This window comes from Pseudomonas sp. LB3P25 (genome assembly GCF_054897985.1).
In genome coordinates this window covers 6,641,012-6,666,522 of the sequence record NZ_CM142711.1, presented here as the reverse complement: position 1 = coordinate 6,666,522, position 25,511 = coordinate 6,641,012, and the positions used below count along the sequence as shown (strand labels likewise).

Genomic DNA, 25,511 nt, shown 5'->3' with positions numbered 1-25,511 from the left:
TGTTAGAACGAAGGAGCGTGCTGCCGCCGCTTCCACTGACTCAACCGCTGCTGCAGATTCAACGGGCTATGAATCTGCATCTGCCGCGCCCGGCTGAACAAAATCAATGCCAGCTCAGCGGTGGCCAACGCATCGGCACTGGCATTGTGGCGCTCGAACACTTCCAGTTTGAACCAGTCGATCCACTGATCCAGCCCGGCATCGCGAATGTGCGCCTGAGGGCAAAGCAACGGCGCGATATCAGCCACATCCAGAAATGGATGCTGCAACTTGTAGCCCAGATGGTCTTTCAGCGCGCGCCCGAGCATGTGCTGATCGAACGGCGCGTGAAACGCCAGCACTGGGCTGTCGCCAACAAATTCCATAAATTCGACCAGGGCCTGAGCCGGATCACTGCCCGCGGCAATCGCACTCGGCCCCAAGCCATGGATCAACACGCTGGGAGCCAACTTCATGTCGGCGCATTGTAATGTGCGTTCGAACTGCTGGCTGAAATCGATCGCCCCGTCCTCGATCACCACCGCGCCGATGGACAACACCCGATCCCTGTTCAGGTTCAGCCCGGTGGTTTCCAGGTCGAGCACGACCCAGCGCTGTTCGCGCAGGCTGCATTCGCCAAGCTCTGCCGCCGATGGCAAGCGTTGCAGACGTTGTTGGAGTTCGCCGGGAAGGCTCGGACCTGCCGGGCGCAGCCATGAAAACAGGCTCATAGCTGATACCGCAGGGTCAGGCTACTTTGCAGGCGTTGTGCCTGGCGCAGGGATTCACGCAGGATCCGTCGATCCAGATGATTCAGGCTGTCTGGATCGACCCGGTTGGAGTAGGGCAAGTTCTCCCGGGTCTGTAGCTGATGTTGCTGCATGCGGGTTTGCTGGATGAAGTGATAGGCTTCTTCATACGCCGCACCGTCCAGCCGTTCGATGACTTCTTTGTCCACCAGTTGGCGAAAGCGCTCCAGCGTGTTGTTCGCCTCTATCCCATGGGCCAACGCGAGCAGTCGGGCACCGTCGACAAAAGGCGTCAGCCCTTGGACTTTCAAATCCAGGGTGGCTTTCTCGCCATTCTTGCGAGCCAGTACGAACTCACGGAAACGTCCCACGGGCGGGCGGTTGCGCAGAGCGTTTTCGGCCATCATCCGTTGGAACAGCCGGTTGTCATTCACCTGATCGAGAATCCCCTGGCGCAGCTGCTCGCAGCCGTGCTCGTCGCCCCAGACCACGCGCAAGTCGAAATAAATGCTCGAACCCAGCAGGTTCTCCGGCGTTGCCTCGCGGATAAACGCCGCAAAACGTCGCGACCATTCGGCCCGGGACAGACACAGCTCAGGGTTGCCGGCCATGATGTTGCCCTTGCACAGGGTGAAGCCGCAAAGCGCCAGACTCTGATTGATCTGCTGGGCAATGGGCAGCAATTTGCCGCGAATCTCGGCGGCGTGGGCCGCGTCCCGGGCTTCGAACAGAATGCCGTTGTCCTGATCGGTGTGCAGCGTCTGTTCGCGGCGGCCTTCGCTGCCGAAGCACAGCCAACTGAATGGAATGCCGGGGTCGCCTTTCTCGGCGAGGGTCAGTTCGATCACCCGGCACACGGTGTGGTCGTTGAGCAGGGTGATGATGTGCGTGATCTGGGTTGAAGAAGCGCCGTGGGCCAGCATGCGCTCCACCAGTTGGCCAATCTCGCCGCGCATCGCTACCAGGTTTTCCACCTTCTGGGCGCTGCGGATAGTCCGCGCCAAATGCACCAGATCGACTCGCTGCAGGGAAAACAGGTCACGTTCCGAGACCACACCGCACAGGCGATGATCCTTCACCAGGCAGACGTGGGCGATGTGCCGCTCGGTCATGGCAATTGCCGCATCGAAGGCGCTGTGGTCCGGCGACAGGAAAAACGGCGCCTGAGTCATGTGGCGCTCGATGGCTTCGTTGAAATCGCTAGTGCCGTCGGCCACCACATGGCGTAGGTCGCGCAGGGTGAAAATCCCCAGCGGCGCTTTATGTTCGTCGACCACCACAATGCTGCCGACCTGCTGCTCATGCATCAGGGTCACGGCTTCACGCAATGGAGTGGTCGGGCTGCAGGTCACCGGATGGCGCATGGCCAATTCGCCCAGGCGGGTATTGAGTGAGTACTGGGTGCCGAGGGTTTCCACGGCTTTTTGTTGGACTTGCTGGTTGACCTGATCCAGCAGGCTGCTCACGCCGCGTAGGGCAAAGTCGCGAAACGCGTTGGAAAGCGCGAACAGTTTGATGAACGCCAGCTTGTTCAGCTGTAGGCAAAAGGTATCTTCGGCGGCCAGATGTTCAGTGCGAGTCGCGCGCTCACCCAGCAGGGCGGCGAGGGGGAAACACTCGCCGGTGGTGATTTCGAAGGTGGTTTCGGTCCCACCCTTAGCCGTGTGGGGACGCTCACCCACGACCCGGCCTTGCTTGACGATGTAGAAATGCTCAACCGGGCCGTCGGCGGGCTTGAGGATGCTCTCGCCAGGTGCATAAAAACGCAGCTGACACTGCTCGACCAGGTACGCCAGGTGGGCGTGTTCCATTTGATTGAAGGGCGGGAAGCGCTGAAGGAATTGCAAAGTGCCCTGGATGTTCTGCAACACCGCGGTTTTCCCTGCCTGTGTGAAGGCGTCCGCTTTACTCATAACCATTACCGCAGTCTTTTTTGAATTGTTGTTGTCGGATGACTCAGCCATGGTCGGCCCCTGCGCGCAGGGTGCCCATTGGACGTAAGTCTAGGTAGGCAATGAAGCTGTCGGTATTTGGGAAATGTCTGACGCAACTGTGGGAAAAACCTCCTACATTGGCTATAGGAATACTTTCCGACGAAGTGCACCCTGAAGGTCTGCTGGGTGATGTCACACGGAAGTGATGGCAATTGAATTGAAAACGTAGAGAAAGCTATGTCCGACCACGATATTTTGAGTGACGCCGAGCGCGAGGCGCTGAGTGCCGTCATGCTGGAGCCTGACCTGCCGCCACAGCGGGTGCTGATCGTCGATGACGATAAAGACGCGCGTGAGCTGCTGTCGGAGATTCTGGCGCTAGACGGGGTGCGCTGCATGACCGCCGCCAGTGGCGAAACTGCACTCAAGCTGTTGGACACGACGCCATCGATTGGCCTGGTGATTACCGATCTGCGGATGGGAAATGTCGATGGCCTGGACCTGATCCGCCAGGTTCGTGAGTCGGTTCGGGCGGCAATGCCGGTCATCATTGTTTCCGGTGATGCAGACGTGAAAGATGCGATCGCTGCAATGCATTTGAGCGTGGTCGATTTCCTGCTCAAGCCTGTCGATACCGGCAAGCTGTTGGCGCTGGTCAAGCATGAATTAGGCATGGAGCCTTAGTTCAGACCTGTCTGGTTCGCACATTCCCTGTGGGAGCGAGCCTGCTCGCGAAGGCGGTGTGACAGCAAACGTTTATATCGACTGACACTCCCTCTTCGCGAGCAGGCTCGCTCCCACAGGGATCGCATTCGCAAATTAAAAAGCCCTGATCTTTCGATCAGGGCTTTTTTTTGTCCGGTGTCAGCACTTGGTTACAGGCCGTTGGCAGCCTTGAACTCGCGGCGGCGACGGTGCAGAACCGGCTCGGTGTAGCCGTTCGGCTGCTTCGTGCCTTCGACCACCAGTTCGACCGCCGCCTGGAAGGCGATGTTGCTGTCGAAGTTCAGTGACAGCGGGCGATACAGCGGGTCATTGGCATTCTGACGGTCAACCACCGGCGCCATGCGCTTGAGGCTTTCCATAACCTGATCTTCGGTGACGACGCCGTGACGCAGCCAGTTGGCGATGTGCTGGCTGGAAATACGCAGCGTCGCACGGTCTTCCATCAGGCCGACGTCGTTGATGTCCGGCACTTTCGAGCAACCGACGCCCTGGTCGATCCAGCGCACCACATAACCGAGAATGCCCTGGGCGTTGTTGTCCAGTTCGTTCTTGATTTGTTCTGCAGTCCAGTCTGGATTGACGGCCAACGGGATGGTCAGGATGTCATCCACCGAAGCGCGTGCACGTTTGGCCAGTTCGGCCTGACGGGCGAACACATCGACCTTGTGGTAGTGCAGCGCGTGCAGCGCAGCAGCGGTTGGCGAGGGAACCCAGGCGGTGTTGGCGCCGGCCATCGGGTGAGCGATTTTCTGTTCGAGCATCGCTGCCATCAGGTCCGGCATGGCCCACATACCTTTACCGATCTGGGCGCGACCTTGCAGGCCGGTACTCAAACCGATATCGACGTTCCAGTTCTCGTAGGCGCCGATCCACTTCTCAGCCTTCATGTCCGCCTTGCGCACCATCGAGCCGGCTTCCATGGAGGTGTGGATTTCATCACCGGTACGGTCGAGGAAACCGGTGTTGATGAACACTACACGCTCGCTGGCTGCCTTGATGCAGGCCTTGAGGTTGACCGTGGTACGGCGTTCCTCGTCCATGATTCCGACTTTCAGCGTGTTGCCTGGCAAGCCGAGCACTTCTTCGATGCGACCGAACAGCTCGTTGGTGAACGCCGCTTCTTCCGGGCCATGCATCTTCGGTTTCACGATGTAGACCGAGCCGGTGCGGCTGTTCTTGCGCGAGTTGTTGCCGTTGAGGCTGTGGATTGCCGCGAGGCTGGTGACCAGACCGTCGAGGATACCTTCCGGCACTTCGTTGCCATCCTTATCGAGGATCGCGTCGATGGTCATCAGGTGACCGACGTTGCGCACGAACAGCAGCGAACGACCATGCAGGCTCAGTTCGCTGCCATCGAGGGCGGTGTAAGTGCGGTCGGCGTTCATGGTGCGGGTAAAGGTCTGACCGCCCTTGGAGACTTCTTCCGACAGATCGCCCTTCATCAGGCCGAGCCAGTTGCGGTAGATCACCACTTTGTCATCGGCATCGACGGCGGCGACGGAGTCTTCGCAGTCCATGATGGTGGTCAGCGCGGCTTCCATCAGGATGTCTTTGAGGCCGGCAGCATCGATCTGGCCGACCGGGGTGCTGGCGTCGACCTGTATTTCGAAGTGCAGGCCGTTGTTTTTCAGCAGGATCGCGGTCGGTGCGGCTGCATCGCCGTGGAAACCGATCAGCTGTACATCGTTGCGCAGGCCGCTGTTGCTGCCACCTTTAAGGGCGACCACCAGTTTGCCGTCAACGATCTTGTAGCCGGTGGAATCGACGTGAGTGCCGGCAGCCAATGGCGCGGCTTCGTCGAGGAAGGCACGGGCGAAGGCGATGACCTTGTCGCCGCGAACCTTGTTGTAGCCTTTGCCTTTTTCCGCGCCGTCAGCTTCGCTGATGGCATCGGTGCCGTAGAGCGCGTCATACAGCGAACCCCAACGGGCGTTCGAGGCATTGAGCGCGAAACGGGCGTTCATCACCGGAACCACAAGCTGTGGACCGGCCATGCGGGCGATTTCGTCATCGACGTTTTGCGTCGTTGCCTGGAAATCGGCCGCTTCTGGCAGCAGATAACCGATGTCTTGCAGGAAGGCTTTATAAGCCACGGCGTCATGCACCTGGGCTTTCTCAGGAGCTCGGCGCGCTTGGTGCCAGCCATCGATACGAGCCTGGAAATCATCGCGTTTGGCGAGTAGGGCTTTGTTCTTCGGCGCCAGGTCATGAATGACCTTGTCGGCACCGGCCCAGAACTTATCGGCGGTGAGGCCGGTACCGGGAATGGCTTCGTTGTTCACGAAGTCGAACAGGACTTTGGCGACCTGCAGGCCACCGACTTGAACGTGTTCAGTCATTGCTTGCCTCACTCTGCTCAGCTATTTCGCTTTTCAGCTCTTCAATTTAACAATGAAGCCTCTGGCTATTTAAACCACAAACCCTTTCCACCAGTACATGCCATTTCGGGCGGCTGGGATGGAACCGATCAACGGCTTTGAGGCCTTGCTGATAGGGCTTTCAGGGCTGCGATTGTGCCTGTGGCAGACATCGATCCAACGTTATGTAGTGCGCGCTGCGGCATACTACATGATGAATTGCGCTTGTGAAAATTAGACTAATTACGTCGTTCTGCGACGCCATGACGCATTGCAGTCACGTCGGGGAACGGGATGTTCTCAAAAAACTATTGGATTGTTCCAGTTAAATATAAAAACTTGTACACATAATCTTTGCTGTACGGCTATGGGGGAGTTGCTTTTGTGGCGAGGGAGCTTGCTCCCGCTGGGGCGCGAAGCGGCCCCTACATAATTCAGACAGACCGCGTTAGCTGATTCACGACTGCTTCGCAGCCGAACGGGAGCAAGCTCCCTCGCCACAGAAAAGCTTTACTGAGCTGACTCCGGCGCCTTGCCTATACTTGGTCTTCTATAACAAAAGTCATGACAAGAGGGATGCGCCATGGACCACCTCGTACTCACTGTTTTCGCTCCGGACAAGCCAGGGCAGGTCGAGCGCATTGCCCAATGCATCGCCGAGCACGGCGGCAACTGGCTGGAGAGCCGCATGTCGCGCATGGCCGGGCAGTTCGCCGGGATTCTTCGCGTGGGCGTGCCGGCCGAGGCCTACGATGAACTGGTCGATGCCCTACAGGCGTTGTCCGCCCAAGGCATTCGTGTGTTGATCGCCGAAAGCGGTATCGAGCAATCCTGCACCTGGAAACCGATTGCCATGGAACTGGTAGGCAATGACCGCCCGGGGATCGTACGCGACATCACGCGTCTGCTGAGTGAACAGGGGGTGAACCTGGAACGTCTGGTGACCGAAGTACGTCCGGCGCCGATGAGCAGCGAGCCTTTATTCCACGCTGAAGCGATTCTGGCCGTGCCTCTGACGTTGTCCCTGGACGTGCTGCAATCGCGCCTGGAAACCCTGGCGGACGATTTGATGGTCGAATTGGTGCTGCGCAGTGAGCCCTGAATAAGGTTATCCAAGTTATACGTGCACCTGCCTGTGGATAACCTGTAGAGACAGCTCGCCAGGCCACGTCGGCCGGGGTTCTTCAGGATTTGATCAAAAAACCAGCAGTTTCAGGGACTTGCGCACAAACGCCGGGGATCACGCTGTGGATAACCTTGGGAAGGATCGATGCAGGCCACGGTTGCCGTGGCCTGCAGAGGTTTGTGCGTTTTTTGATCAGCTACGGCGGCGCAGACTTATCCACGCGTCGACGCTGTAAACCGCCAGGCCTGCCCAGATAAAGATGAACGCTACCAGTGTGCTCGACGACAAATGCTCGCCAAACAGCAGAACGGCCTGCAACAGCACCAGCGTCGGCGCCAGGTACTGGAGGAATCCCAGGGTCGTGTAGGGCAAATGCCGTGCAGCGGCGTTGAAACACACCAGCGGCACCAGCGTCACCGGACCGGCGGCCACCAGCCACCAGGCTTCGGACGTGGTCCAGAATTCGGCCTGAGCGCTGGTCGCGGTGGGGTTGAACAGCAACCACGCGACGGCAATCGGCACCAGCATCCAGGTTTCCACCACCAGCCCCGGCAGCGCCTTGACCGGTGCCTGCTTGCGGATCAGTCCGTAGAAGCCGAAGGTCAGCGCCAGCACCAGGGACACCCACGGCAGACTGCCGACTTGCCAGACCTGCTGCGCGACGCCGACCGCCGCTAGGCCAACCGCCAGCCATTGCATGCGCCGCAGTCGTTCGCCAAGGATCAGCATGCCCAACAGCACGTTCACCAGCGGGTTGATGTAGTAACCGAGACTGGCTTCGAGCATGCGCCCGTTGTTCACCGACCAGACGTAGGTCAGCCAGTTGGCTGCGATCAGCGTGCCGCTCAGGGCCAGGATCGCCAGGCGTTTCGGGTTGTCACGCAACTCGCGCCACCAGCCCGGATGTTTCCACACCATCAGCAGCATGGAGCCGAACAGCGCGGACCAGAGCACTCGGTGGATGATGATCTCCACGGCGGGCACGCTGGCGATGGCTTTGAAGTAGAGCGGGAAAAGTCCCCAGATGATGTAGGCACTCAGGCCCAGGATGTACCCGCGACGCGGGTTGGCGGCTTGCATGCAGAATCCTTGCTTAGGCAGCTAACAAAGAGGGGATTGTAAGGAGATTTGTCTACGAGTGTCCTGCATGAATAGGTTGGGCAATTGTGAACACCTGACTGTGGGAGTGAGCCTGCTCGCGATGGCGGTGTGTCAGCTACTGATGTGCTGAATGTGTCGCCGTCATCGCGAGCAGGCTCGCTCCCACAGGGGGCTGTTGGGTCAGAAGAGTTTTAGCGGCTCTTCGTTGAGTGCGGCGAGTTGTTCACGTAACGCCAACACCTGATCCCCCCAATACCGCTCCGTACCGAACCACGGAAAACTGTGCGGGAACGCCGGGTCATCCCAGCGCCGGGCGAGCCAGGCGCTGTAGTGCATCAGGCGCAAGGCGCGCAGCGGTTCGATCAACGCCAGTTCCCGCGGATCGAAGTCGTGGAACTCACTGTAGCCGTCCATCAATTCCGACAACTGACCGAGACATTCCTGACGATCACCGGCAAGCATCATCCAGATGTCCTGCACCGCCGGGCCCATGCGACAGTCGTCCAGATCGACGATGTGGAACATCTCGTCGCGGCACATCATGTTGCCGGGGTGGCAATCGCCGTGCATGCGGATGTTCTGGTGCGGCGTGGCCTTGTAGACCTCTTCCACCCGTTTGAGCAGGTCGCGGGCCACGGACTCGTAGGCCGGCAGCAGACTTTTGGGTACGAAATTGCCTTCGAGTAATGTCGTCAGCGAGTCATGACCGAAGTTCTTCACACCCAGCGCTTCGCGGTGTTCGAACGGTTTTGTAGTGCCGACGGCGTGTAAGCGACCGAGCAGTTGCCCCAGGCGATACAGTTGATCGAGATTACCAGGCTCCGGCGCACGGCCACCACGGCGGGGGAACAGGGTAAATCGGAAACCATTGTGTTCGTGCAGGCTGGCACCGTTGTGAATCATCGGCGCAACCACCGGAACGTCGCACTCGGCGAGTTCGAAGGTGAATTGGTGTTCTTCGAGAATCGCTTCGTTGGTCCAGCGCTGGGGGCGGTAGAACTTGGCGATCAGCGGCTCGGAGTCTTCGATACCGACCTGATAGACACGGTTCTCGTAGCTGTTGAGCGCCAGAATGCGCGCGTCGCTGAGAAAGCCGATGCTTTCGACGGCATCGAGCACGAGGTCTGGGGTGAGGGTTGCAAACGGGTGGGCCATGCTGACTCCTGCGCGCGGCAGGCTGCCGCGTCCGGCCAAGCATGGTAGCGCAGACGGGGCTTCTTTAGTGTTAACGCTTGAGATGAGTGTTTTCCGGGGTGACGCCTTCGCGAGCAGGCTCGCTCCCACAAGGGATCTCCTGTGTGTCACAAATCCTGTGCACACCGCAGACCCCATGTGGGAGCGAGCCTGCTCGCGAAGGGGCTTATCAGGCGCCGACGATCCCACCGTCCTCACGGGAAATGGCCATCACCGACGACCGCGGCTTGCCATTCGGCAGATGCTCAGGGAACGTCGACCCACCGTTCTCCCCTGGATGCTGAATCCCGACAAACAAGGTCTTCTGGTCGGGTGAGAAGCTGATCCCCGTCACCTCGCAGCCCACCGGCCCGACCATGAAGCGACGAATTTCCCCGGTTACCGGGTCGGCACACAGCATCTGATTGTTACCCATGCCCGCGAAGTCGCCGGCATTGCTCGAATCGCCATCGGTGAGAATCCACAAGCGCCCAGCCTTGTCGAAACCCAAGCCGTCCGGGCTGTTGAACATGTTCTGCGGCGTGATGTTCGACGAGCCGCCCTTAGGCGTATCGGCGTGAACACCGGGGTTGCCGGCGACCACAAACAGGTCCCAGGAAAAGCTTTTGGCACCGTGATCGTCACGGTCAGTGCGCCAGCGCAAAATCTGTCCGTAGACGTTCTTCTCGCGAGGGTTCGGTCCGCCCACCGGTTGCCCATCCTCACCCCGCTTGGCGTTGTTGGTCAGCGTGCAATAGACCTGGCCATCCTTGGGGCTGACGACGATCCATTCCGGACGGTCCATGCGCGTGGCTTTCACCACGCTAGCCGCGAGGCGCGCGTGAATCAGCACTTCGGCTTGATCGGCAAACCCGCTGCTGGCGTCGATGCCGTTTTTGCCGTGGGTCAGTTCGATCCATTCGCCCTGGCCTTTTGGGTGATTGGCATTGCCGTCGCCCGCGTCGAAGCGCGCCACGTACAAGGTGCCGTGGTCCAGCAGGTCGCGGTTGGCCTTGGGGTTTTTATGGTTGATCTTGTCGCGGCTGACGAATTTGTAGATGAACTCGCCGCGCTCATCGTCGCCCATGTACACCACGGCGTGACCGTCACCGGTTTCGGCCAGGGCGGCGTTTTCATGTTTGAAACGACCCAACGCGGTGCGTTTGACTGGCGTCGATTGCGGGTCGAACGGGTCGATTTCCACCACCCAGCCATGACGGTTGAGTTCGTTGGGGTTTTTCGCCAGGTCGAAGCGCTCGTCGTGTGGGTGCCAGTTGATCTCTTTACTGGCCGCCACCGCGCCGTAGCGTTTTTGCGCGGCGTCGAACTTTTGTTCGGCATTGCTGCTGCCGAAGCAGTCGGTGAAGTTTTCTTCGCAGGTCAGATAAGTGCCCCACGGCGTCTTGCCGTTGGCGCAGTTCTGGAAGGTGCCAAGGACGTTCTTGCCGTGTGGGTCGGCACTGGTTTTCAACAGTTCGTGGCCGGCGGCCGGACCGCCCAGGCTGATCGGCGCGTTGCCGTGAATGCGTCGGTTGTAGCGCGAGCCCTGGACGAACTGCCACTGGCCGTTCTGGCGCTGGACTTCGATCACCGACACGCCTTCACAGGCCAACGCCTTGTGCACGTCTGCAGCCGACTGAGGCATGCCGCCGTGGTCGTAGAGGTAGCGATAGTTGGTGTATTCGTTGTTGATCGCCATCAGCGCCCGGTTGTGGTCACCGGGAAATTCGAACAGGCTCATGCCGTCGTTGTTGTCGCCGAACTGGACTTCCTGATGTTCGGCCGAGCCGTTGCCACTCGGGTCGAATGCCGGGCCGTTCTTCTGCAGGGGTTGGCCCCAGCTGATCAATACCGAGGATTTGTAGCCTGGCGGCAGGGTGATGGCGTCGCTGGTGGCGGCGGGAATACTGTCAAAACCCAACAGTTTGCTGGAGCCGGCGCTGACGTTGGCGGCATGCACGCTGCGACTCAGCAGGTTGCCACCCAGGAACATCGCTGCACCACAAAGGGCGCCGGCGCTGATGAAACCTCGGCGGCTGAGGCCGACCATGTTCTCGAGGTCGGTGGATTGGTTGTCTTCTAATAGGCTCACATCAGGCTCCCTGCGGGTTTTTGCAGTCACCTTAATGAGCATCGATGACGCTTTTGTTGCAGTCACTCGCCACGATCCTTGTAGCAGCTGCCGAAGGCTGCGTTCGGCTGCGAAGCAGTCGCCAGCCGGTTAACTCAATACCCATTCAGAATCGCGGTGTCGGTTTTACGACTGCTTCGCAGCCGAACGCAGCCTTCGGCAGCTGCTACACGGGTTGCGGAACACCTGATTTAGAGCGGTGTGCCGAGCAAGATGTTGGATGGCGCGAACTGCACTAACACCGGTTTATCAGCGGTCAATCCGAGGGTTTTCAAGTGCAGCGGTTCGGCCAGCGCGCAGAGTGTCTGGCCATTGGGCAGACCGATGCGCACTTCGCAGGGGCCGTCTTCAGCGTCGAGAATTTCCTCGATGATGCCCTTCAGGCAATTATTGCCGGGTGTTGCCACTTGATCGATGCCTAGCAACTCCAGCCAACCGGCCTTGATCAGTGCGACCACTTCGGTGCCGGTTTCCAGCTCCAGGCGCGTGGTGCTGTCGTGAGTGATCTGCGCATCGATGCTCAAGCCTTCGGCCAATTCGAGACGAATACAGTCGTTGTGCCCTTGGTTATCAATTGCCACGACCTTGCCATGCAGTTGATTGCGTGCGCTGGTTCTGAGCATCAGTCGACCGAGCAGGTCCAGATCGCTGGCATCTTCGGCGGCTTCCAGCACCTGAGCCTGCAAGGCTTGCAGCTTTTGATACAGGCGCAATACGCGCTCGCCTTCGCTGGAGAGTTTGGCGCCACCGCCGCCCTTGCCGCCAACACTGCGCTCCACCAACGGTTTTTGCGCGAGGTTGTTCAGCTCATCGATGGCGTCCCAGGCTGCTTTGTAACTCAGCCCCGCGCTTTTCGCAGCGCGGGTAATCGAGCCTTGTTCGGCGATGTGTTGCAGCAACGCGATGCGCTGCGGACGACGGACGATGTGCTGGGACAACAACGTAGGCAAGGACATGGCAAGACGCTTTGGGCTGTGACGATGGTGAGGACGTTGGCGGCTTGGCGCGTGGGAGTCAAGTCAGGCTATGTCCCTGTGGGAGCGAGCCTGCTCGCGAAGGCGTCAGTTCAGTCGACATCTATGTTGAAAGCCAGTCCGTCTTCGCGAGCAGGCTCGCTCCCACAGGCTTTGTGTCCTTAGGTCAAACCAAGTCGCCGGGTTTGGGTGTACGGGCCAGGCAATAGACGTCCACCCGAGCGGCGCCGGTGTCCATCAACAGACGAGCCAGGGCTTGGGCCGTGGCGCCGGTGGTCAGTACGTCATCCACCAGCGCCAGGTGACGACCATTGATGACAGCACCGGGTGCCAGAGCGAAGGCGTTACGCAGGTTCTTTTTGCGGGCCTCGGCATTCAGGTCCTGTTGCGCGCTGGTGTCCTGAACCCTCAGCAGCAGCGTTTCATCGCACGGTATGTCGAGGCTGGTGCTGAGCCAGCGAGCGAGCATCGCCGCTTGGTTGAAACCCCGTTGGCGCAGGCGTTTGGTGGCCAGCGGCACTGGGATCAGGGCGTCGGGCCGTTCTAGATCCTCATCGAAGCGATTTTGCAGGAATTGCGCGAGAAGTTCGGCGAGCAGGCGGCCAAACGGCCACTTTGCAGAATGTTTGAAGCGCGTGATCAACGTGTCCACCGGAAAGCTGTAAGCCCAGGGCGCGGCGACCCGTTCGAAGGCTGGCGGTTGTTTCAGGCATTGGCCGCAGGTCAGGCCAGCGGCGGGCAACGGCAGGGCGCAGGTTTGGCATTGATCGCCCATCCAGGGCAACTCCGTTTCACAGGCCATGCAGATGGGTGTGCTTTCATCGGTGGGTTCTGTGCAGAGCAAACAGGGCTGGTCGTTTTTTAACCAGATGTAAACCGGTCCTTCGTATCGTGGTTGACAGCGCATAAGTCTTCCTTAAATATGCCGAACATCCGTGTCGCGTCTGTGGGTATTCCATTCCCCAGCCGCTTGCCAAGCATAAAACAAAGGAAACGCCCATGAGCGCCAGCACCACTGCAACCCTGCGTCATGACTGGTCTTTGGCCGAAGTCAAAGCACTCTTCGTTCAGCCATTCAACGACCTGTTGTTCCAGGCGCAGACGGTGCACCGCGCGCATTTCGACGCCAATCGGGTCCAGGTGTCGACGCTGCTGTCAATCAAAACCGGTGCCTGCCCGGAAGATTGCAAATATTGTCCGCAGTCCGGTCACTACAACACCGGCCTGGAAAAAGAAAAACTGATGGAAGTGCAGAAGGTCCTCGAAGAGGCCGCTCGCGCCAAGGCCATCGGATCGACCCGTTTCTGCATGGGCGCGGCGTGGAAACACCCGTCGGCCAAAGACATGCCTTACGTGCTGGAAATGGTCAAAGGCGTGAAAGCCATGGGCCTGGAAACCTGCATGACCCTCGGTCGTCTGGATCAGGATCAGACCGAAGCGCTGGCCCAGGCCGGCCTCGACTACTACAACCACAACCTTGATACCTCGCCGGAATTCTACGGCAGCATCATCACCACCCGTACTTACAGCGAGCGCCTGCAAACCCTGGCTTATGTGCGTGATTCGGGGATGAAGATCTGCTCCGGCGGCATCCTCGGCATGGGCGAGTCCCTCGACGATCGCGCCAATCTGCTGATCCAGCTGGCCAACCTGCCTGAGCACCCGGAGTCGGTGCCGATCAACATGCTGGTGAAAGTCGCCGGTACGCCGCTGGAAAATGCCGACGATATCGACCCGTTCGACTTCATCCGCATGCTCGCAGTCGCACGCATTCTGATGCCGCAATCCCACGTGCGCCTGTCCGCCGGCCGCGAAGCGATGAACGAGCAGATGCAGGCCCTGGCATTCTTCGCTGGCGCCAACTCGATTTTCTACGGCGAAAAATTGCTGACCACCGCCAACCCGCAAGCCGACAAGGACATGCAACTGTTCTCGCGCCTGGGCATCTTGCCGGAAGCGCGCGAAGAGCACGCAGACGAAGTCCATCAGGCCGCGATCGAACAAGCGCTGGTTGAGCAGAAGAGCAGCGAGCAGTTCTATAACGCTGCTGTTTGATCGCGCTACCGATACCTCTGATTGAAATGCAAAACACTGTGGGAGCGAGCCTGCTCGCGAATGCGATTTGATATTCAACATAGATGTTGAATGTTATGGCCTCTTCGCGAGCAGGCTCGCTCCCACAAGGTACAGCGATCGCTTCTGAATTCTGATCCACGAGGCCTGCATGTCTTTCGATCTCGCCGCACGCCTTGCTGCCCGTCGTGCCGAAAATCTTTATCGCCAACGCCCATTGCTCGAAAGCCCTCAAGGCCCGGAGGTGGTGGTCGATGGTCAGCCGTTGCTGGCGTTCTGTAACAACGACTACCTGGGCCTGGCCAATCACCCGCAAGTGATTGAAGCCTGGCGCGCCGGTGCGGCCCGTTGGGGCGTCGGCGGCGGGGCGTCGCATTTGGTGATCGGCCACAGCAGCCCGCATCACGCGCTGGAAGAAGCCCTGGCCGATTTCACCGGTCGCCCGCGCGCGTTGTTGTTCACCACCGGTTACATGGCCAACCTCGGCGCAGTCACTGCGTTGGTGGGGCAGGGCGATACGGTGCTGGAAGACCGGCTCAATCACGCGTCACTGCTGGATGCGGGGCTGTTGTCCGGTGCGCGCTTCAATCGCTATCTGCACAACGATGCGGCGAGCCTGGCCAAGCGTCTCGAGAAGGCGACCGGCCATACCCTGGTGGTCACCGACGGGGTGTTCAGCATGGACGGCGACATAGCCGACCTACCGGCGTTGGCTAGGGAGGCGAAAGCCAAAGGTGCATGGCTGATGGTCGATGACGCGCACGGCTTTGGTCCGCTTGGCGCCAATGGCGGCGGGATCGTCGAGCATTTCGGCCTGAGCCAGGAAGACGTGCCGGTACTGGTCGGCACCCTCGGCAAGGCGTTCGGCACGGCCGGGGCTTTTGTGGCGGGCAGCGAGGAGCTGATCGAGAGCCTGATCCAGTTCGCCCGTCCCTACATTTACACCACCAGCCAGCCGCCGGCGCTGGCCTGCGCGACGCTGAAAAGTCTTGAGTTGCTGCGCAGCGAACACTGGCGACGTGAGCATCTGAACACGCTGATTCGCCAATTCCGCCACGGTGCCGAGCAGATCGGCCTGGAGTTGATGGACAGCTTCACGCCGATCCAGCCGATCATGATCGGCGATGCCGGGCGTGCGGTTCGGCTGTCGCAGATGCTGCGTGAGCGCGGTCTGATGGTGACTGCGATCCGTCCACCGACCGTGCCCGCCGGCAGCGCCCGACTGCGTGTGACCCTGACCGCCGCGCACAGCGAGGCGCAGGTGCAGCTATTGTTAAATGGACTGGCCGATTGTTTTCAACAACTGGGACCGGAGCCAAGCCATGCGTGATCGCCTGATTTTGCTGCCTGGCTGGGGCCTCGGAATTTCTCCCCTGGAGCCCTTGGCGGCCGCGTTACAAGGACTGGATGAACACTTGCGTGTCGAGATCGAGCCGTTGCCGGAACTGGAATCAAGCGATCTTGAGGAGTGGCTCGATGAGCTGGATTCGACGTTGCCTCAGGACGCCTGGCTCGGCGGTTGGTCGCTCGGCGGCATGCTCGCTTCAGCGTTGGCTGCCCGGCGCGGCGATCGCTGCTGCGGCTTGCTGACGCTGGCGAGCAATCCTTCTTTTGTCGCCCATGAGCAATGGCCGAGTGCGATGCCTGCCGAAACCTTCGATGCGTTTCTGGCCGGTTGCAAGGCTGATCCTCGCATGACGTTGAAACGTTTCTCGCTGCTCTGCGCTCAGGGTGCCGAAGACCCGCGTGGATTGTCTCGGCTGTTGCTCGGTGGGGCGCCACACACTTCGGCAGAGGTGCTGATGAGCGGCCTGGAGTTGCTCGCACAACTGGATACCCGCCAGGCTTTGCAGGCCTTCCGTGGCCCGCAACTTCATTTGTTCGCGGGCCTCGACGGATTGGTTCCAGCCGAAGCGGCGGGGGAACTGCTGGCGTTGCTGCCGGATGTCGAAATCGGTCTGATCGAGCAGGCCAGTCACGCGTTTCTTCTGGAAGACCCTCACGGTGTGGCGGGGGCGATTCAGGCCTTTTTGCATGAGTCCGGTGATGACTGATTTATCCCTTCCCAACCTGCCCGGCGGTTTGCCCGACAAACGCCAGGTGGCGGCATCTTTTTCCCGTGCGGCGGCAAGCTACGACAGCGTGGCCGAATTGCAGCGAGATGTTGGCAGTGAATTGTTGAGTCGTTTGCCAGAGGATTTCGTGCCGGGTGTCTGGCTGGATCTGGGCTGCGGCACCGGGCATTTCAGCCGTGCATTGGGCGAGCGATTTCCTGCCAGTAACGGGCTGGCACTGGACATCGCCGAAGGCATGCTCAACCACGCCCGGCCATTGGGTGGTGCAACGCATTTCATCGCAGGCGATGCCGAGCGGTTGCCGTTGCAGGATTCGACCTGCGATTTGATCTTCTCCAGCCTGGCGGTGCAGTGGTGCGCGGACTTCGCCTCGGTACTCAGTGAAGCCAATCGCGTATTGAAACCTGGCGGAATTTTCGCGTTTGCTAGTCTGTGCGTGGGCACACTGTTAGAACTGCGTGACAGCTGGCGTCAGGTGGATGGCATGGTGCACGTCAACCGCTTCCGCGAGTTCGGGGTTTATCAACAGCTTTGCGCGGACAGTGGGTTGAGCGTCGCGAGTCTGGAAACCCGACCGCACGTGTTGCATTACCCGGATGTGCGTAGCCTGACCCATGAACTCAAGGCACTGGGAGCCCACAACCTGAACCCCGGTCGGCCGGGTGGTTTGACCGGCAGGGCGCGGATCCTCGGATTGATCGAGGCTTATGAGCAGTTTCGTCAGGCCGAAGGATTGCCGGCGACTTATCAAGTGGTCTACGCCGTGTTGGAGAAACCTTTATGAGCGCAGCCTATTTCATCACTGGCACTGACACCGATGTCGGCAAGACCACCATTGCAGCAGGTTTGTTGCATGCCGCGCGGTCGGCCGGTTTGAGCACGGCGGCGGGCAAGCCGGTCGCCTCCGGTTGCGATGTGACGCCCAAGGGCTTGCGCAACGCTGATGCATTGGCGCTGTTGGCGCAGTGCTCGTTGCCTTTGACTTATGCGCAGGTCAACCCAGTGGCGTTCGAGCCGCCGATCGCGCCACATCTGGCAGCGCGGGAGGCCGGCGTGGCATTGACGGTGCAATCACTGTTGACGCCGATGCAGGAGATTCTCGATATGCAGGCGGATTTCACCTTGATCGAAGGTGCTGGAGGCTGGCGGGTGCCGTTGGCAGATCAGGACAATCTGTCGGACCTGGCGATGGCCCTGGATCTGCCGGTGATCCTGGTGGTGGGGGTGCGCCTGGGTTGCATCAACCATGCGCTGCTGACGGCTGAGGCGATTGCTCAGGATGGTTTGCAGCTGGCGGGGTGGGTGGCCAACATCATCGATCCGAAGACTTCGCGTCTGGAAGAAAACCTTGCGACACTCGCTGAGCGGATCCCGGCACCGTGCCTGGGGCGGGTGCCGAAACTCAAGTTGGTGACGGCTGAAGCGGTGGCGGAGTATCTGCAGCTGGATCTATTGGACTGAGTTTTCTGGCAGGGGTTTTAACTATGACAAGGCACAGTGCCATTAGTGTTTTTGTCGGGCCTTTTGTCAGTGGGTCTGCTTCAATGGCCGCTGTTGATCCTTTGTAGGACGAGTTCTCCCATGGAAATCTCAGGAAACACCGCTTTTTATGCCGGTCTGAGCACCATTCAGACAGGGCAGAACCGTGTCGATCAAGCCTCCGGCCAGATCGCCAACACGACGATCGAGCGTTCAGTGACCAGCCAGTCTTCCGAGGCTCAAGTTGATCGTCTGCGTTCGGTGGATCGCAGTCAGCAGTCGGACCTGGCCAGTAATGTGGTCGAGATGTCCCAGGGCAAATTTCAGGTTGAACTGGGTGTCAAAGTCGCCAAGGCATCCGACGAAGTGCTCGGTACGCTGATTGATACCTTCGTCTGATCCCTCGCTGAATCCGCTCCCTCAACGCCGCGACTATTCGCGGCGTTTTTCTGCGTGAATCCTTCTCTCTCAACTAGTCTTTCCTCCACAGCGTATTGCTCAGGCGACGATGTTGCGTTGCTGTGGGTCTGGCATTTGCGTCGCGTGATGACGAACGGCAAAAGATCGGCGCTTGACAAGATTTAGGCGTAAACGTATGTTTCAAACAACTGTTTGACCGCAACAACAAATCAACGCGGTCGTTCATTCCCGGTTACATCAGCAGAGGTTTATCGCTATGCCTGACTACAAGGCCCCCTTGCGTGATATTCGCTTCGTTCGTGACGAACTGCTCGGCTACGAAGCGCACTATCAGAGCCTTCCGGCTTGCCAGGACGCAACTCCAGACATGGTTGACGCCATTCTCGAAGAAGGCGCCAAGTTTTGTGAGCAGGTGCTGGCTCCGCTGAACCGCGTGGGTGACACCGAAGGCTGCACCTGGAGCGAATCCGGCGTCAAAACCCCGACTGGCTTCAAAGAAGCCTACAAACAATTCGTCGAAGGCGGCTGGCCAAGCCTGGCCCACGACGTAGAGCACGGTGGCCAGGGCCTGCCAGAGTCTCTGGGTCTGGCCGTTAGCGAAATGGTCGGCGAAGCCAACTGGTCGTGGGGCATGTACCCAGGCCTGTCCCATGGCGCGATGAACACCATTTCCGAGCACGGTACGCCCGAGCAGCAAGAGGCTTACCTGACCAAACTGGTTTCCGGCGAATGGACCGGCACCATGTGCCTGACCGAACCGCACTGCGGCACCGACCTGGGCATGCTGCGCACCAAGGCCGAACCTCAAGCCGACGGTTCCTACAAAGTCTCCGGCACCAAGATCTTCATCTCGGCCGGCGAACACGACATGGCCGACAACATCGTCCACATCGTGCTGGCACGTCTGCCGGATGCACCGGCTGGCACCAAAGGCATTTCGCTGTTCATCGTTCCCAAGTTCATGCCGAACGCAGACGGTTCGATCGGCGCTCGCAACGCTGTGACCTGCGGTTCCCTGGAACACAAGATGGGCATCCACGGCAACGCCACCTGCGTGATGAACTTCGACGCGGCTACCGGCTTCCTGATCGGCCCGGCGAACAAAGGCCTGAACTGTATGTTCACCTTTATGAACACCGCCCGTCTGGGTACTGCGCTGCAAGGTCTGGCTCACGCCGAAATCGGCTTCCAGGGCGGCCTGAAATACGCTCGTGATCGTCTGCAAATGCGCTCCCTGACTGGCCCGAAAGCGCCGGAAAAAGCTGCTGACCCGATCATCGTGCACCCTGATGTACGTCGCATGCTGTTGACCATGAAGGCCTTCGCCGAAGGCAACCGCGCGATGGTTTACTTCACGGCCAAGCAAGTCGACATCGTTAAATACGGCGTGGACGAAGAAGAGAAGAAGAAAGCCGACGCATTGCTGGCCTTCATGACGCCAATCGCCAAAGCCTTCATGACTGAAGTCGGCTTCGAATCCGCCAACCACGGCGTGCAAATCTACGGCGGCCACGGCTTCATCGCTGAGTGGGGCATGGAGCAGAACGTTCGCGACAGCCGCATTTCGATGCTGTACGAAGGCACCACCGGTATCCAGGCACTCGACCTGCTGGGCCGTAAAGTACTGATGACTCAAGGCGAAGCCCTGAAAAGCTTCACCAAGATCGTCCACAAGTTCTGCCAGACCAACGAAGGCAACGAAGCGGTCAAAGAGTTCGTCGAGCCATTGGCGGCGCTGAACAAAGAGTGGGGCGAGCTGACCATGAAGGTCGGTATGGCGGCCATGAAAGACCGTGAAGAAGTCGGCGCCGCGTCGGTGGACTACCTGATGTACTCCGGTTACGCCTGCCTGGCTTATTTCTGGGCTGACATGGCGCGTCTGGCTGCCGAGAAACTGGCTGCCGGTACTACCGAAGAAGCGTTCTACACCGCCAAGCTGCAGACTGCGCGCTTCTACTTCCAGCGCATCCTGCCGCGTACCCGCACTCATGTTGTCACCATGCTGTCGGGCGCCAACAACCTGATGGACATGAAAGAAGAGAACTTCGCGCTGGGCTACTAAGCCTTAACGCGTCCTTCGAAAAAAAACCGCCGCTCCTTCGGGAACGGTGGTTTTTTTTTACGCCTTCATCAGCCTCGGCTCACCACGGGGTCGGGTCCAGAGGACCGACACCGGTCGGTGTGCTGACGCCTTCTCCGTTACGCAGGAACGGCAGGTGCCAAAAGTCGTTCGGGGTGACAGGGTCGCCTGGCTTGACGCCTTCGGGAAAGATGAACTCAAAGACCGGCGCCACATACTGGCCGGCTGTCAGACCATTGGCCACCGCCAGCCTGCCGGCATTTTGGATGCAGCTGTCGACGGCGGTTTGGGAAGCGGTCAACTGAGGAACGCAAAGTGAGCGCGAAACGACACGCAAGGTACGGGTCGGCTGGCTGAGGAGGCCTGTCGGTGCCTTCGTTGCACGAAGCCTGGCGCGTTGTGGCTGAGGACCCGTGTTCTGGGTCGTGATGCCGCCCGAAACCCCAAAGCAACTTGCAGCAAGCGTCAGGGCAGGGTTGCATTCGCCCGTCATCTCATAGGGTGTAATCCAGCGATTGGTTTGTAAGCCCGTCGAAGGATTGACGTCTATCAGATAGATGTCGACCGGAGTCTTGATGTCGGTGGTCGATGCTTCAAGGAATATCCGGTCCTGCGTTTCCTGCGCTACACCATTGATGGCCGTTGCCGAGGGGTCGGCGGTACCGATACCAAACTCTCCGATAGACAGGTAGCTGGGCTGCGTACCTGGCTGGGTGTAGATCCCGATGTTAGCTTCAATCGTGTGTGCAGAAATGTAGTCCGGGGTACCCGCTGTCGCAGATTTGAACAATGTGCCCGCGTAGCTGATGAAGTCGCCGACTTCAAAGGGCGCCTGTTGCGTCGGGTCGGGGTCTGTCGCCGTACGCGAAGCATCGCTGAATCTTTTCATGACGTACTGGCTGCAGTAGGCCTGACCCGGAACCGGAGGGGAAAGCTCGCCGCTGGCTGGAGGCGTTACACCGGCCTGGCTGAAGTTCCGGCAGTTGTTGGTCGTGGTCGGAGTCACCACTTTTGGCCGGTTTTTCTGTGGGCAGAGTGCGTCGTCACCGGAAATCGTGCGTGGCACGCACATCGGGTAGCCAGTGGCGGAGTGAATCGTCGGGTTCGCGTCATCGACGGAGAAACGAGGGTCGGGACTTTGCGCGCGGCCAAAGCGCCCATTCGGATCGTTGATCTGGATGATCGTCGGTTGAAGCGGGTTACCGCTGTCAATTTCGATGTTGCCGGTGGTGTAGTCGATCCTGGTGATGTAGCCGCTGCCAGCGTTGGCGGATTGCTGGGAGACAAAGATCAACCCGGCGATCTGCTTGTTGGCGACGGTATTGCCAACCACATGGATTTCGAACGAGGGGTACGACAACGGCGCCTTGTTAAGGCCCAGCGGTCCTCCCCTGACAAAATCAGCCCAGGTCAGGGTATTGGCCGGCATCTGGAGAACCGTGTTGCAGGGGACTGTGATTGTTACCCCGTTCAGTTGGACCGTGCCCCCGAAACGACCGGGATCGCTGGTATTCGGGCAGTTCACATTGGAGGGATCCAGGGTCATGTTCTGGATAAAACCCGTGACGTCGAAGCCGTGAATCGCATCCGGGTTGGTGAATACCGGATCGGGCAGTGTGGGGGTCGAGAACGGCGAGGGTGCGCCCTTGACGGGTTTGGCGGTTCCCCCCCCTTTTGCAAATGCATCACCTCCTACTCCAACGGTCAGTGCGAGGGCAACTGAACAGGCCAGCAGCGCGTGGCGACCGAGCCTACTGTTAAGTCGTTTGTGGAGCGGCGGTATAGCGAGCGTCTTTGTGTGTAGAGATAAGCTCATGGTTCTCTCCAGAATCTTGCGGGACCAGTTGCCGGCCAATCGACTCGCAGGCCTGCTGATGCGCTGAATCCCGCGCAAGAAAGACGGAAGGTGTGAGCGTCGAGCTGGCTCGATCCAGAGGGAAAGTGGCTGCGATTTTGTACGGTGGATACACGATTGCCACTCACCCTTCAGATGCATTGCGCGTGTGTTGGCCGGTTAGAGACACAATCGCGAAAGACATTTCCTTGAGCCGAGGCGTACTAAGCAGTTGTCGTGCCTGAACGGCACCAATCATCGCGAGTGCAATAAAAATGCGGGCTGCGCCGCTGTTGCTGGCATTGCGCGAAAGGCTGCCGATGGATATTCACCAATATAGGGGGGGATACATGCCCATATTAGGGAGTGCAATAAGTAGCTTGAGTCGCAGTTTCAGGCTGGGTTTTTCCATAAGTAAGTTAATGAGAAATGTTGTCTATATGTACTTTGAATGGTGATGGTTGGCAAGTAGGGTTTGCTGGAGTGGTCGCAATAAAAGTTGATTTATCTTTGATATAAAATAAAAGCCATAGCTCGCGCAGTGCAACTTGCGCACGCATGGGGTTGCTGTGGTTAGTTAATGCCAGTCGACTCTTACTGCTCACTGGCAAGCGGTGTCTACACTGCACGCCGCCGATGCGTTGTTGGTAATAGCAATTACCCTGCCAGCTGATTGAAAGGCGCAGTTGATGTGCTTTAAGCCTTCTAAATCAACGCTTACAGCCATGTTATTGGACGCTTGGCAGTTTCTGTTGGGGAATGCCACCCAGAAATGGGGGGGAAGTACACCGGTACCTAGGGGATGTGTGCAACTGCTGTTGATGTGCTCTATCGGCGTTTTTGTGAAGCAGTTTTTTACTTGGTCGCGTCAAAATAAAAAATATTGATTTTTACTGTTGAAATTTTTTTGTTACAGCTAGAGTTGGATTGAGCGCCCTCGGAGGTGCGACAGAGCAATGTTTAATAAAGCCTGAGCCAAGCGTGTACTTTGGCAGTGAGGCCATTCCCTGCCCGCCAACTTTTGCGTTGGTTTGATCGCAGGTACAAGTAGCAGGATTCATCGCGATGAGTTCATCGCAACAGGATAATCACGGAGCCTGGCTACTCCGTACTGGATCGAGAATGTGATCATGGTTAAATACTTGAGCATCTTTCGAACTCGCCGTCTGGCCTGTGCAATCGCGGGCGCTCTGCTCGCCAGCGGTCTGCCGGGCATGAGTGCATGGGCCGCCGCCGCCGCCGCCGCCGCGCCCGAGGTCAATCTGCCTGTGCCCGACGTGCCCACTCTGCAATCCTTGCGTGGCATGACACCCCCTGACCCCTCGGGAACCGAAGGCGGACGCAAAGTCGATCTGATGACCGACTATGTCCTCAATCGCAGCGCGGCGGTTCTCTTAGGCAAGGCCCTGTTTTGGGACATGGAGGTTGGCAGCGACGGCGCCACCGCCTGCGCGTCTTGCCACTTCCACGCCGGGGTCGATCACCGGATCACCAACCAGATCAACCCCGGCCAGGCGAACACCAATGCCAACGTCGCGTCGATCTTCAACAAGCCGTTTGTAGCCTCGGATATCCCCGGCGACGTGGCTTCCTACGTGACCCTGTCCGGCGGCAAGGGCGGCCCGAACTACACACTCAAGAAAACCGACTTTCCCACCCACGTGCTGGCTAATCCGCTCGATCGCAATTCGCCCATCCTCTATTCGACCGACGATGTGGTTGGCTCGCAAGGCGTATTCGACGCCAACTTCGTCAAGCCCCGTCAATCGCGCTTCGACAAGTGCACGCAGCAGCCGGACGGTATTTTCCAGGTGGGCGGGATCAATGTCCGTCGTGCGACAGGGCGTAACGCGCCGACGGTGATCAACGCCGCGTTCAACGTGCGCAATTTCTGGGATGGTCGGGCCAACAACGTGTTCAACGGATTTTCGCCGTTTGGCAATCGCGACCCCGATGCCGGGATTTTCGTCACCCGCGATAGCAGCGGGGTAGCGACCAAAGTGCGGCTGGCGCTCAACGATGCGTCTGCCGCCTCGCAAGCAGTGGGGCCGCCCGGTAGCGCGGTGGAAATGTCCTGCGGCGGACGCACCTTTGCGGACATCGGCCGGCGCATGCTCGACACGATGTTGCTCAAAGAGCAGCGGATTTCCCCCTCCGATTCAGTGCTGGGCCGGGTTTCCGATGTAACCCGGCCTACCTATCGTGAACTGATCAAGGCGGCCTTCCAGCCACGGCTGTGGAACGCCACGCAACAGGTGTCCCTCGGCGGCGCTCCGTTTACCCAAATGGAGGCCAACTTCTCGCTGTTCTTCGGACTCGCGATCCAGATGTACGAATCGACCCTGATTTCCGACCAGGCGCCGTTGGACGCCTACCTGCAAGGTAATCATCAGGCAATGAATGCCCAGCAAGTCGAAGGGATGAACCTGTTCCTCGGCAAGGGCAAGTGCGTCAGTTGCCATGGCGGCGCAGAATTGACCAACGCCGGCAGCCGTTTGCTGTTTCATCCGCGCGAGCGCATTGAACGGATGGTCATGGCCGACAACCTGACCACGCTCTACGACAACGGTTTTTACAACACCGGAGTACGCCCGACGTCGGAAGACCTGGCGCTTGGCGGGACGGACGCGTGGGGCAATCCGCTGTCGTTCACCCGTGAATACAACACGCAAATCCAGGGCGGCAACGTGCCTGACCCGCTTGACGTCGATGTCTGCACTTTCGAAGTGCCCTTGAGCGCGGCAATCCCCTGCGATGCGACGCTTAAACCCAATGTCGGTTTCCGCGATGCAGTGGATGGTGCCTTCAAGACCCCGACGCTGCGCAACATCGCGTTGACCGGTCCGTATTTCCACAATGGCAGCCGGGCGACGCTCAAACAGGTCATGGAGTTCTACAACCGCGGCGGTGACCGGCGTGGCTCGGAAGCGAACAACACCAGCGGCTTCAATCATCCCAGTGTGAATCAGCACAACACCTCGAACCTCGATCCGGACATGACGCCGCTGAACCTGACGCCCGATGAAATCGATGCTCTGGTAAAGTTCATGGAGGTCGGCTTGACCGATCCGCGGGTGGCGTGGGAGCAAGCGCCGTTCGATCATCCGTCGCTGGTGATTCATCAAGGCCACGTCGGGGATGAAAATGCGGTCATGCCAAAACCGGTCAATCCGAAGATTACGACCCAGCGGGCCATGGATGCGGTGGTGAAACTCAAACCGGTCGGCGCGGAAGGGCGCAAAGTGAGGGAAGGGCCGTTGCAGCCGTACTACAACGACCTTTGATGCTTCATTTTGTGTA

The 25,511-nt window shown here is 59.2% G+C and carries 19 protein-coding genes; 10 read left to right on the top strand and 9 right to left on the bottom strand.

Going from position 1 to position 25,511, the window contains the following annotated elements; all coding sequences use genetic code 11:
• Nucleotides 1–2 precede the first annotated feature (2 nt).
• Entirely contained in the window at nt 3–710 is a 708-nt protein-coding gene (locus ACYZTW_RS30740) for a 3'-5' exonuclease (protein ID WP_462003000.1), read from the bottom strand.
• Nucleotides 707–2,647, bottom strand: coding sequence for a putative nucleotidyltransferase substrate binding domain-containing protein (locus tag ACYZTW_RS30735; protein WP_462002999.1), 1,941 nt, complete (start codon nt 2,645–2,647; stop codon nt 707–709). Before ACYZTW_RS30735 ends, ACYZTW_RS30740 begins: the two co-directional genes overlap by 4 nt.
• Nucleotides 2,648–2,899: 252 nt before the next feature.
• On the opposite strand from ACYZTW_RS30735, the gene ACYZTW_RS30730 reads away from it, so the two are divergent.
• Nucleotides 2,900–3,346 carry a response regulator gene (locus ACYZTW_RS30730; protein WP_462002998.1) on the top strand — a complete coding sequence of 149 codons (447 nt, stop codon included), beginning with the start codon at nt 2,900–2,902 and terminating at the stop codon, nt 3,344–3,346.
• Nucleotides 3,347–3,537: 191 nt separating this feature from the next.
• On the opposite strand, the gene ACYZTW_RS30725 is transcribed toward ACYZTW_RS30730, so the two are convergent.
• Nucleotides 3,538–5,727 carry a malate synthase G gene (locus tag ACYZTW_RS30725; protein ID WP_462002997.1) on the bottom strand — a complete coding sequence of 730 codons (2,190 nt, stop codon included), beginning with the start codon at nt 5,725–5,727 and terminating at the stop codon, nt 3,538–3,540.
• A 601-nt stretch (nt 5,728–6,328) separates the two neighbouring features.
• Here ACYZTW_RS30725 and ACYZTW_RS30720 point away from each other — a divergent pair.
• Nucleotides 6,329–6,847: a glycine cleavage system transcriptional repressor gene (locus tag ACYZTW_RS30720; protein WP_046029919.1), complete on the top strand. Its 519-nt coding sequence runs from the start codon at nt 6,329–6,331 to the stop codon at nt 6,845–6,847.
• Between the two features lie 216 nt (nt 6,848–7,063).
• Here ACYZTW_RS30720 and rarD read toward each other — a convergent pair whose 3' ends face one another.
• The 5 genes from rarD to ACYZTW_RS30695 all read right to left on the bottom strand — a co-directional run bounded on the left by rarD (nt 7,064) and on the right by ACYZTW_RS30695 (nt 13,157).
• Nucleotides 7,064–7,951 (bottom strand): EamA family transporter RarD, encoded by an 888-nt coding sequence (gene rarD / locus ACYZTW_RS30715; RefSeq protein ID WP_462002996.1) that lies wholly within the window; start codon nt 7,949–7,951, stop codon nt 7,064–7,066.
• A 201-nt stretch (nt 7,952–8,152) separates the two neighbouring features.
• The gene (locus tag ACYZTW_RS30710) at nt 8,153–9,127 is read right to left on the bottom strand and encodes a serine/threonine protein kinase (protein ID WP_462002995.1); all 975 of its coding nucleotides are present in this window, start codon (nt 9,125–9,127) and stop codon (nt 8,153–8,155) included.
• Between the two features lie 208 nt (nt 9,128–9,335).
• Nucleotides 9,336–11,237, bottom strand: coding sequence for a PhoX family protein (locus ACYZTW_RS30705; protein WP_462002994.1), 1,902 nt, complete (start codon nt 11,235–11,237; stop codon nt 9,336–9,338).
• A 230-nt stretch (nt 11,238–11,467) separates the two neighbouring features.
• The gene (locus ACYZTW_RS30700; RefSeq protein ID WP_462002993.1) at nt 11,468–12,232 is read right to left on the bottom strand and encodes a TOBE domain-containing protein; all 765 of its coding nucleotides are present in this window, start codon (nt 12,230–12,232) and stop codon (nt 11,468–11,470) included.
• Nucleotides 12,233–12,416: 184 nt separating this feature from the next.
• Nucleotides 12,417–13,157, bottom strand: a complete 741-nt coding sequence (locus ACYZTW_RS30695) for a ComF family protein (RefSeq protein WP_462002992.1) — start codon at nt 13,155–13,157, stop codon at nt 12,417–12,419.
• A 92-nt stretch (nt 13,158–13,249) separates the two neighbouring features.
• On the opposite strand from ACYZTW_RS30695, the gene bioB reads away from it, so the two are divergent.
• From bioB to ACYZTW_RS30660, 7 genes are all read left to right on the top strand, one after another.
• Complete coding sequence (gene bioB / locus ACYZTW_RS30690; RefSeq protein ID WP_462002991.1) at nt 13,250–14,305, top strand: biotin synthase BioB; 1,056 nt, start codon at nt 13,250–13,252, stop codon at nt 14,303–14,305.
• A 169-nt stretch (nt 14,306–14,474) separates the two neighbouring features.
• The gene (gene bioF, locus ACYZTW_RS30685) at nt 14,475–15,653 is read left to right on the top strand and encodes an 8-amino-7-oxononanoate synthase (RefSeq protein ID WP_462002990.1); all 1,179 of its coding nucleotides are present in this window, start codon (nt 14,475–14,477) and stop codon (nt 15,651–15,653) included.
• Nucleotides 15,646–16,377, top strand: coding sequence for an alpha/beta fold hydrolase (locus tag ACYZTW_RS30680; protein WP_462002989.1), 732 nt, complete (start codon nt 15,646–15,648; stop codon nt 16,375–16,377). The genes bioF and ACYZTW_RS30680 overlap by 8 nt, the downstream gene beginning before the upstream one ends.
• On the top strand, nt 16,370–17,182 hold the full coding sequence (gene bioC, locus ACYZTW_RS30675; RefSeq protein WP_462002988.1) for a malonyl-ACP O-methyltransferase BioC: 813 nt from the start codon (nt 16,370–16,372) through the stop codon (nt 17,180–17,182). The genes ACYZTW_RS30680 and bioC overlap by 8 nt, the downstream gene beginning before the upstream one ends.
• Complete coding sequence (gene bioD / locus ACYZTW_RS30670; protein ID WP_462002987.1) at nt 17,179–17,859, top strand: dethiobiotin synthase; 681 nt, start codon at nt 17,179–17,181, stop codon at nt 17,857–17,859. The genes bioC and bioD overlap by 4 nt, the downstream gene beginning before the upstream one ends.
• A 120-nt stretch (nt 17,860–17,979) precedes the next feature.
• Nucleotides 17,980–18,276, top strand: coding sequence for a pyrroloquinoline quinone biosynthesis protein PqqE (locus tag ACYZTW_RS30665; RefSeq protein ID WP_462002986.1), 297 nt, complete (start codon nt 17,980–17,982; stop codon nt 18,274–18,276).
• 277 nt (nt 18,277–18,553) lie between these two features.
• Nucleotides 18,554–20,359, top strand: a complete 1,806-nt coding sequence (locus tag ACYZTW_RS30660) for a phenylacyl-CoA dehydrogenase (RefSeq protein WP_462002985.1) — start codon at nt 18,554–18,556, stop codon at nt 20,357–20,359.
• A 79-nt stretch (nt 20,360–20,438) separates the two neighbouring features.
• On the opposite strand, the gene ACYZTW_RS30655 is transcribed toward ACYZTW_RS30660, so the two are convergent.
• Nucleotides 20,439–22,193 carry a hypothetical protein gene (locus ACYZTW_RS30655; protein WP_462002984.1) on the bottom strand — a complete coding sequence of 585 codons (1,755 nt, stop codon included), beginning with the start codon at nt 22,191–22,193 and terminating at the stop codon, nt 20,439–20,441.
• Nucleotides 22,194–23,341: 1,148 nt separating this feature from the next.
• On the opposite strand from ACYZTW_RS30655, the gene ACYZTW_RS30650 reads away from it, so the two are divergent.
• A complete protein-coding gene (locus ACYZTW_RS30650; RefSeq protein WP_462002983.1) occupies nt 23,342–25,495 on the top strand; it encodes a cytochrome-c peroxidase in 2,154 nt (717 codons plus the stop codon).
• The last annotated feature ends 16 nt before the right edge of the window (nt 25,496–25,511 follow it).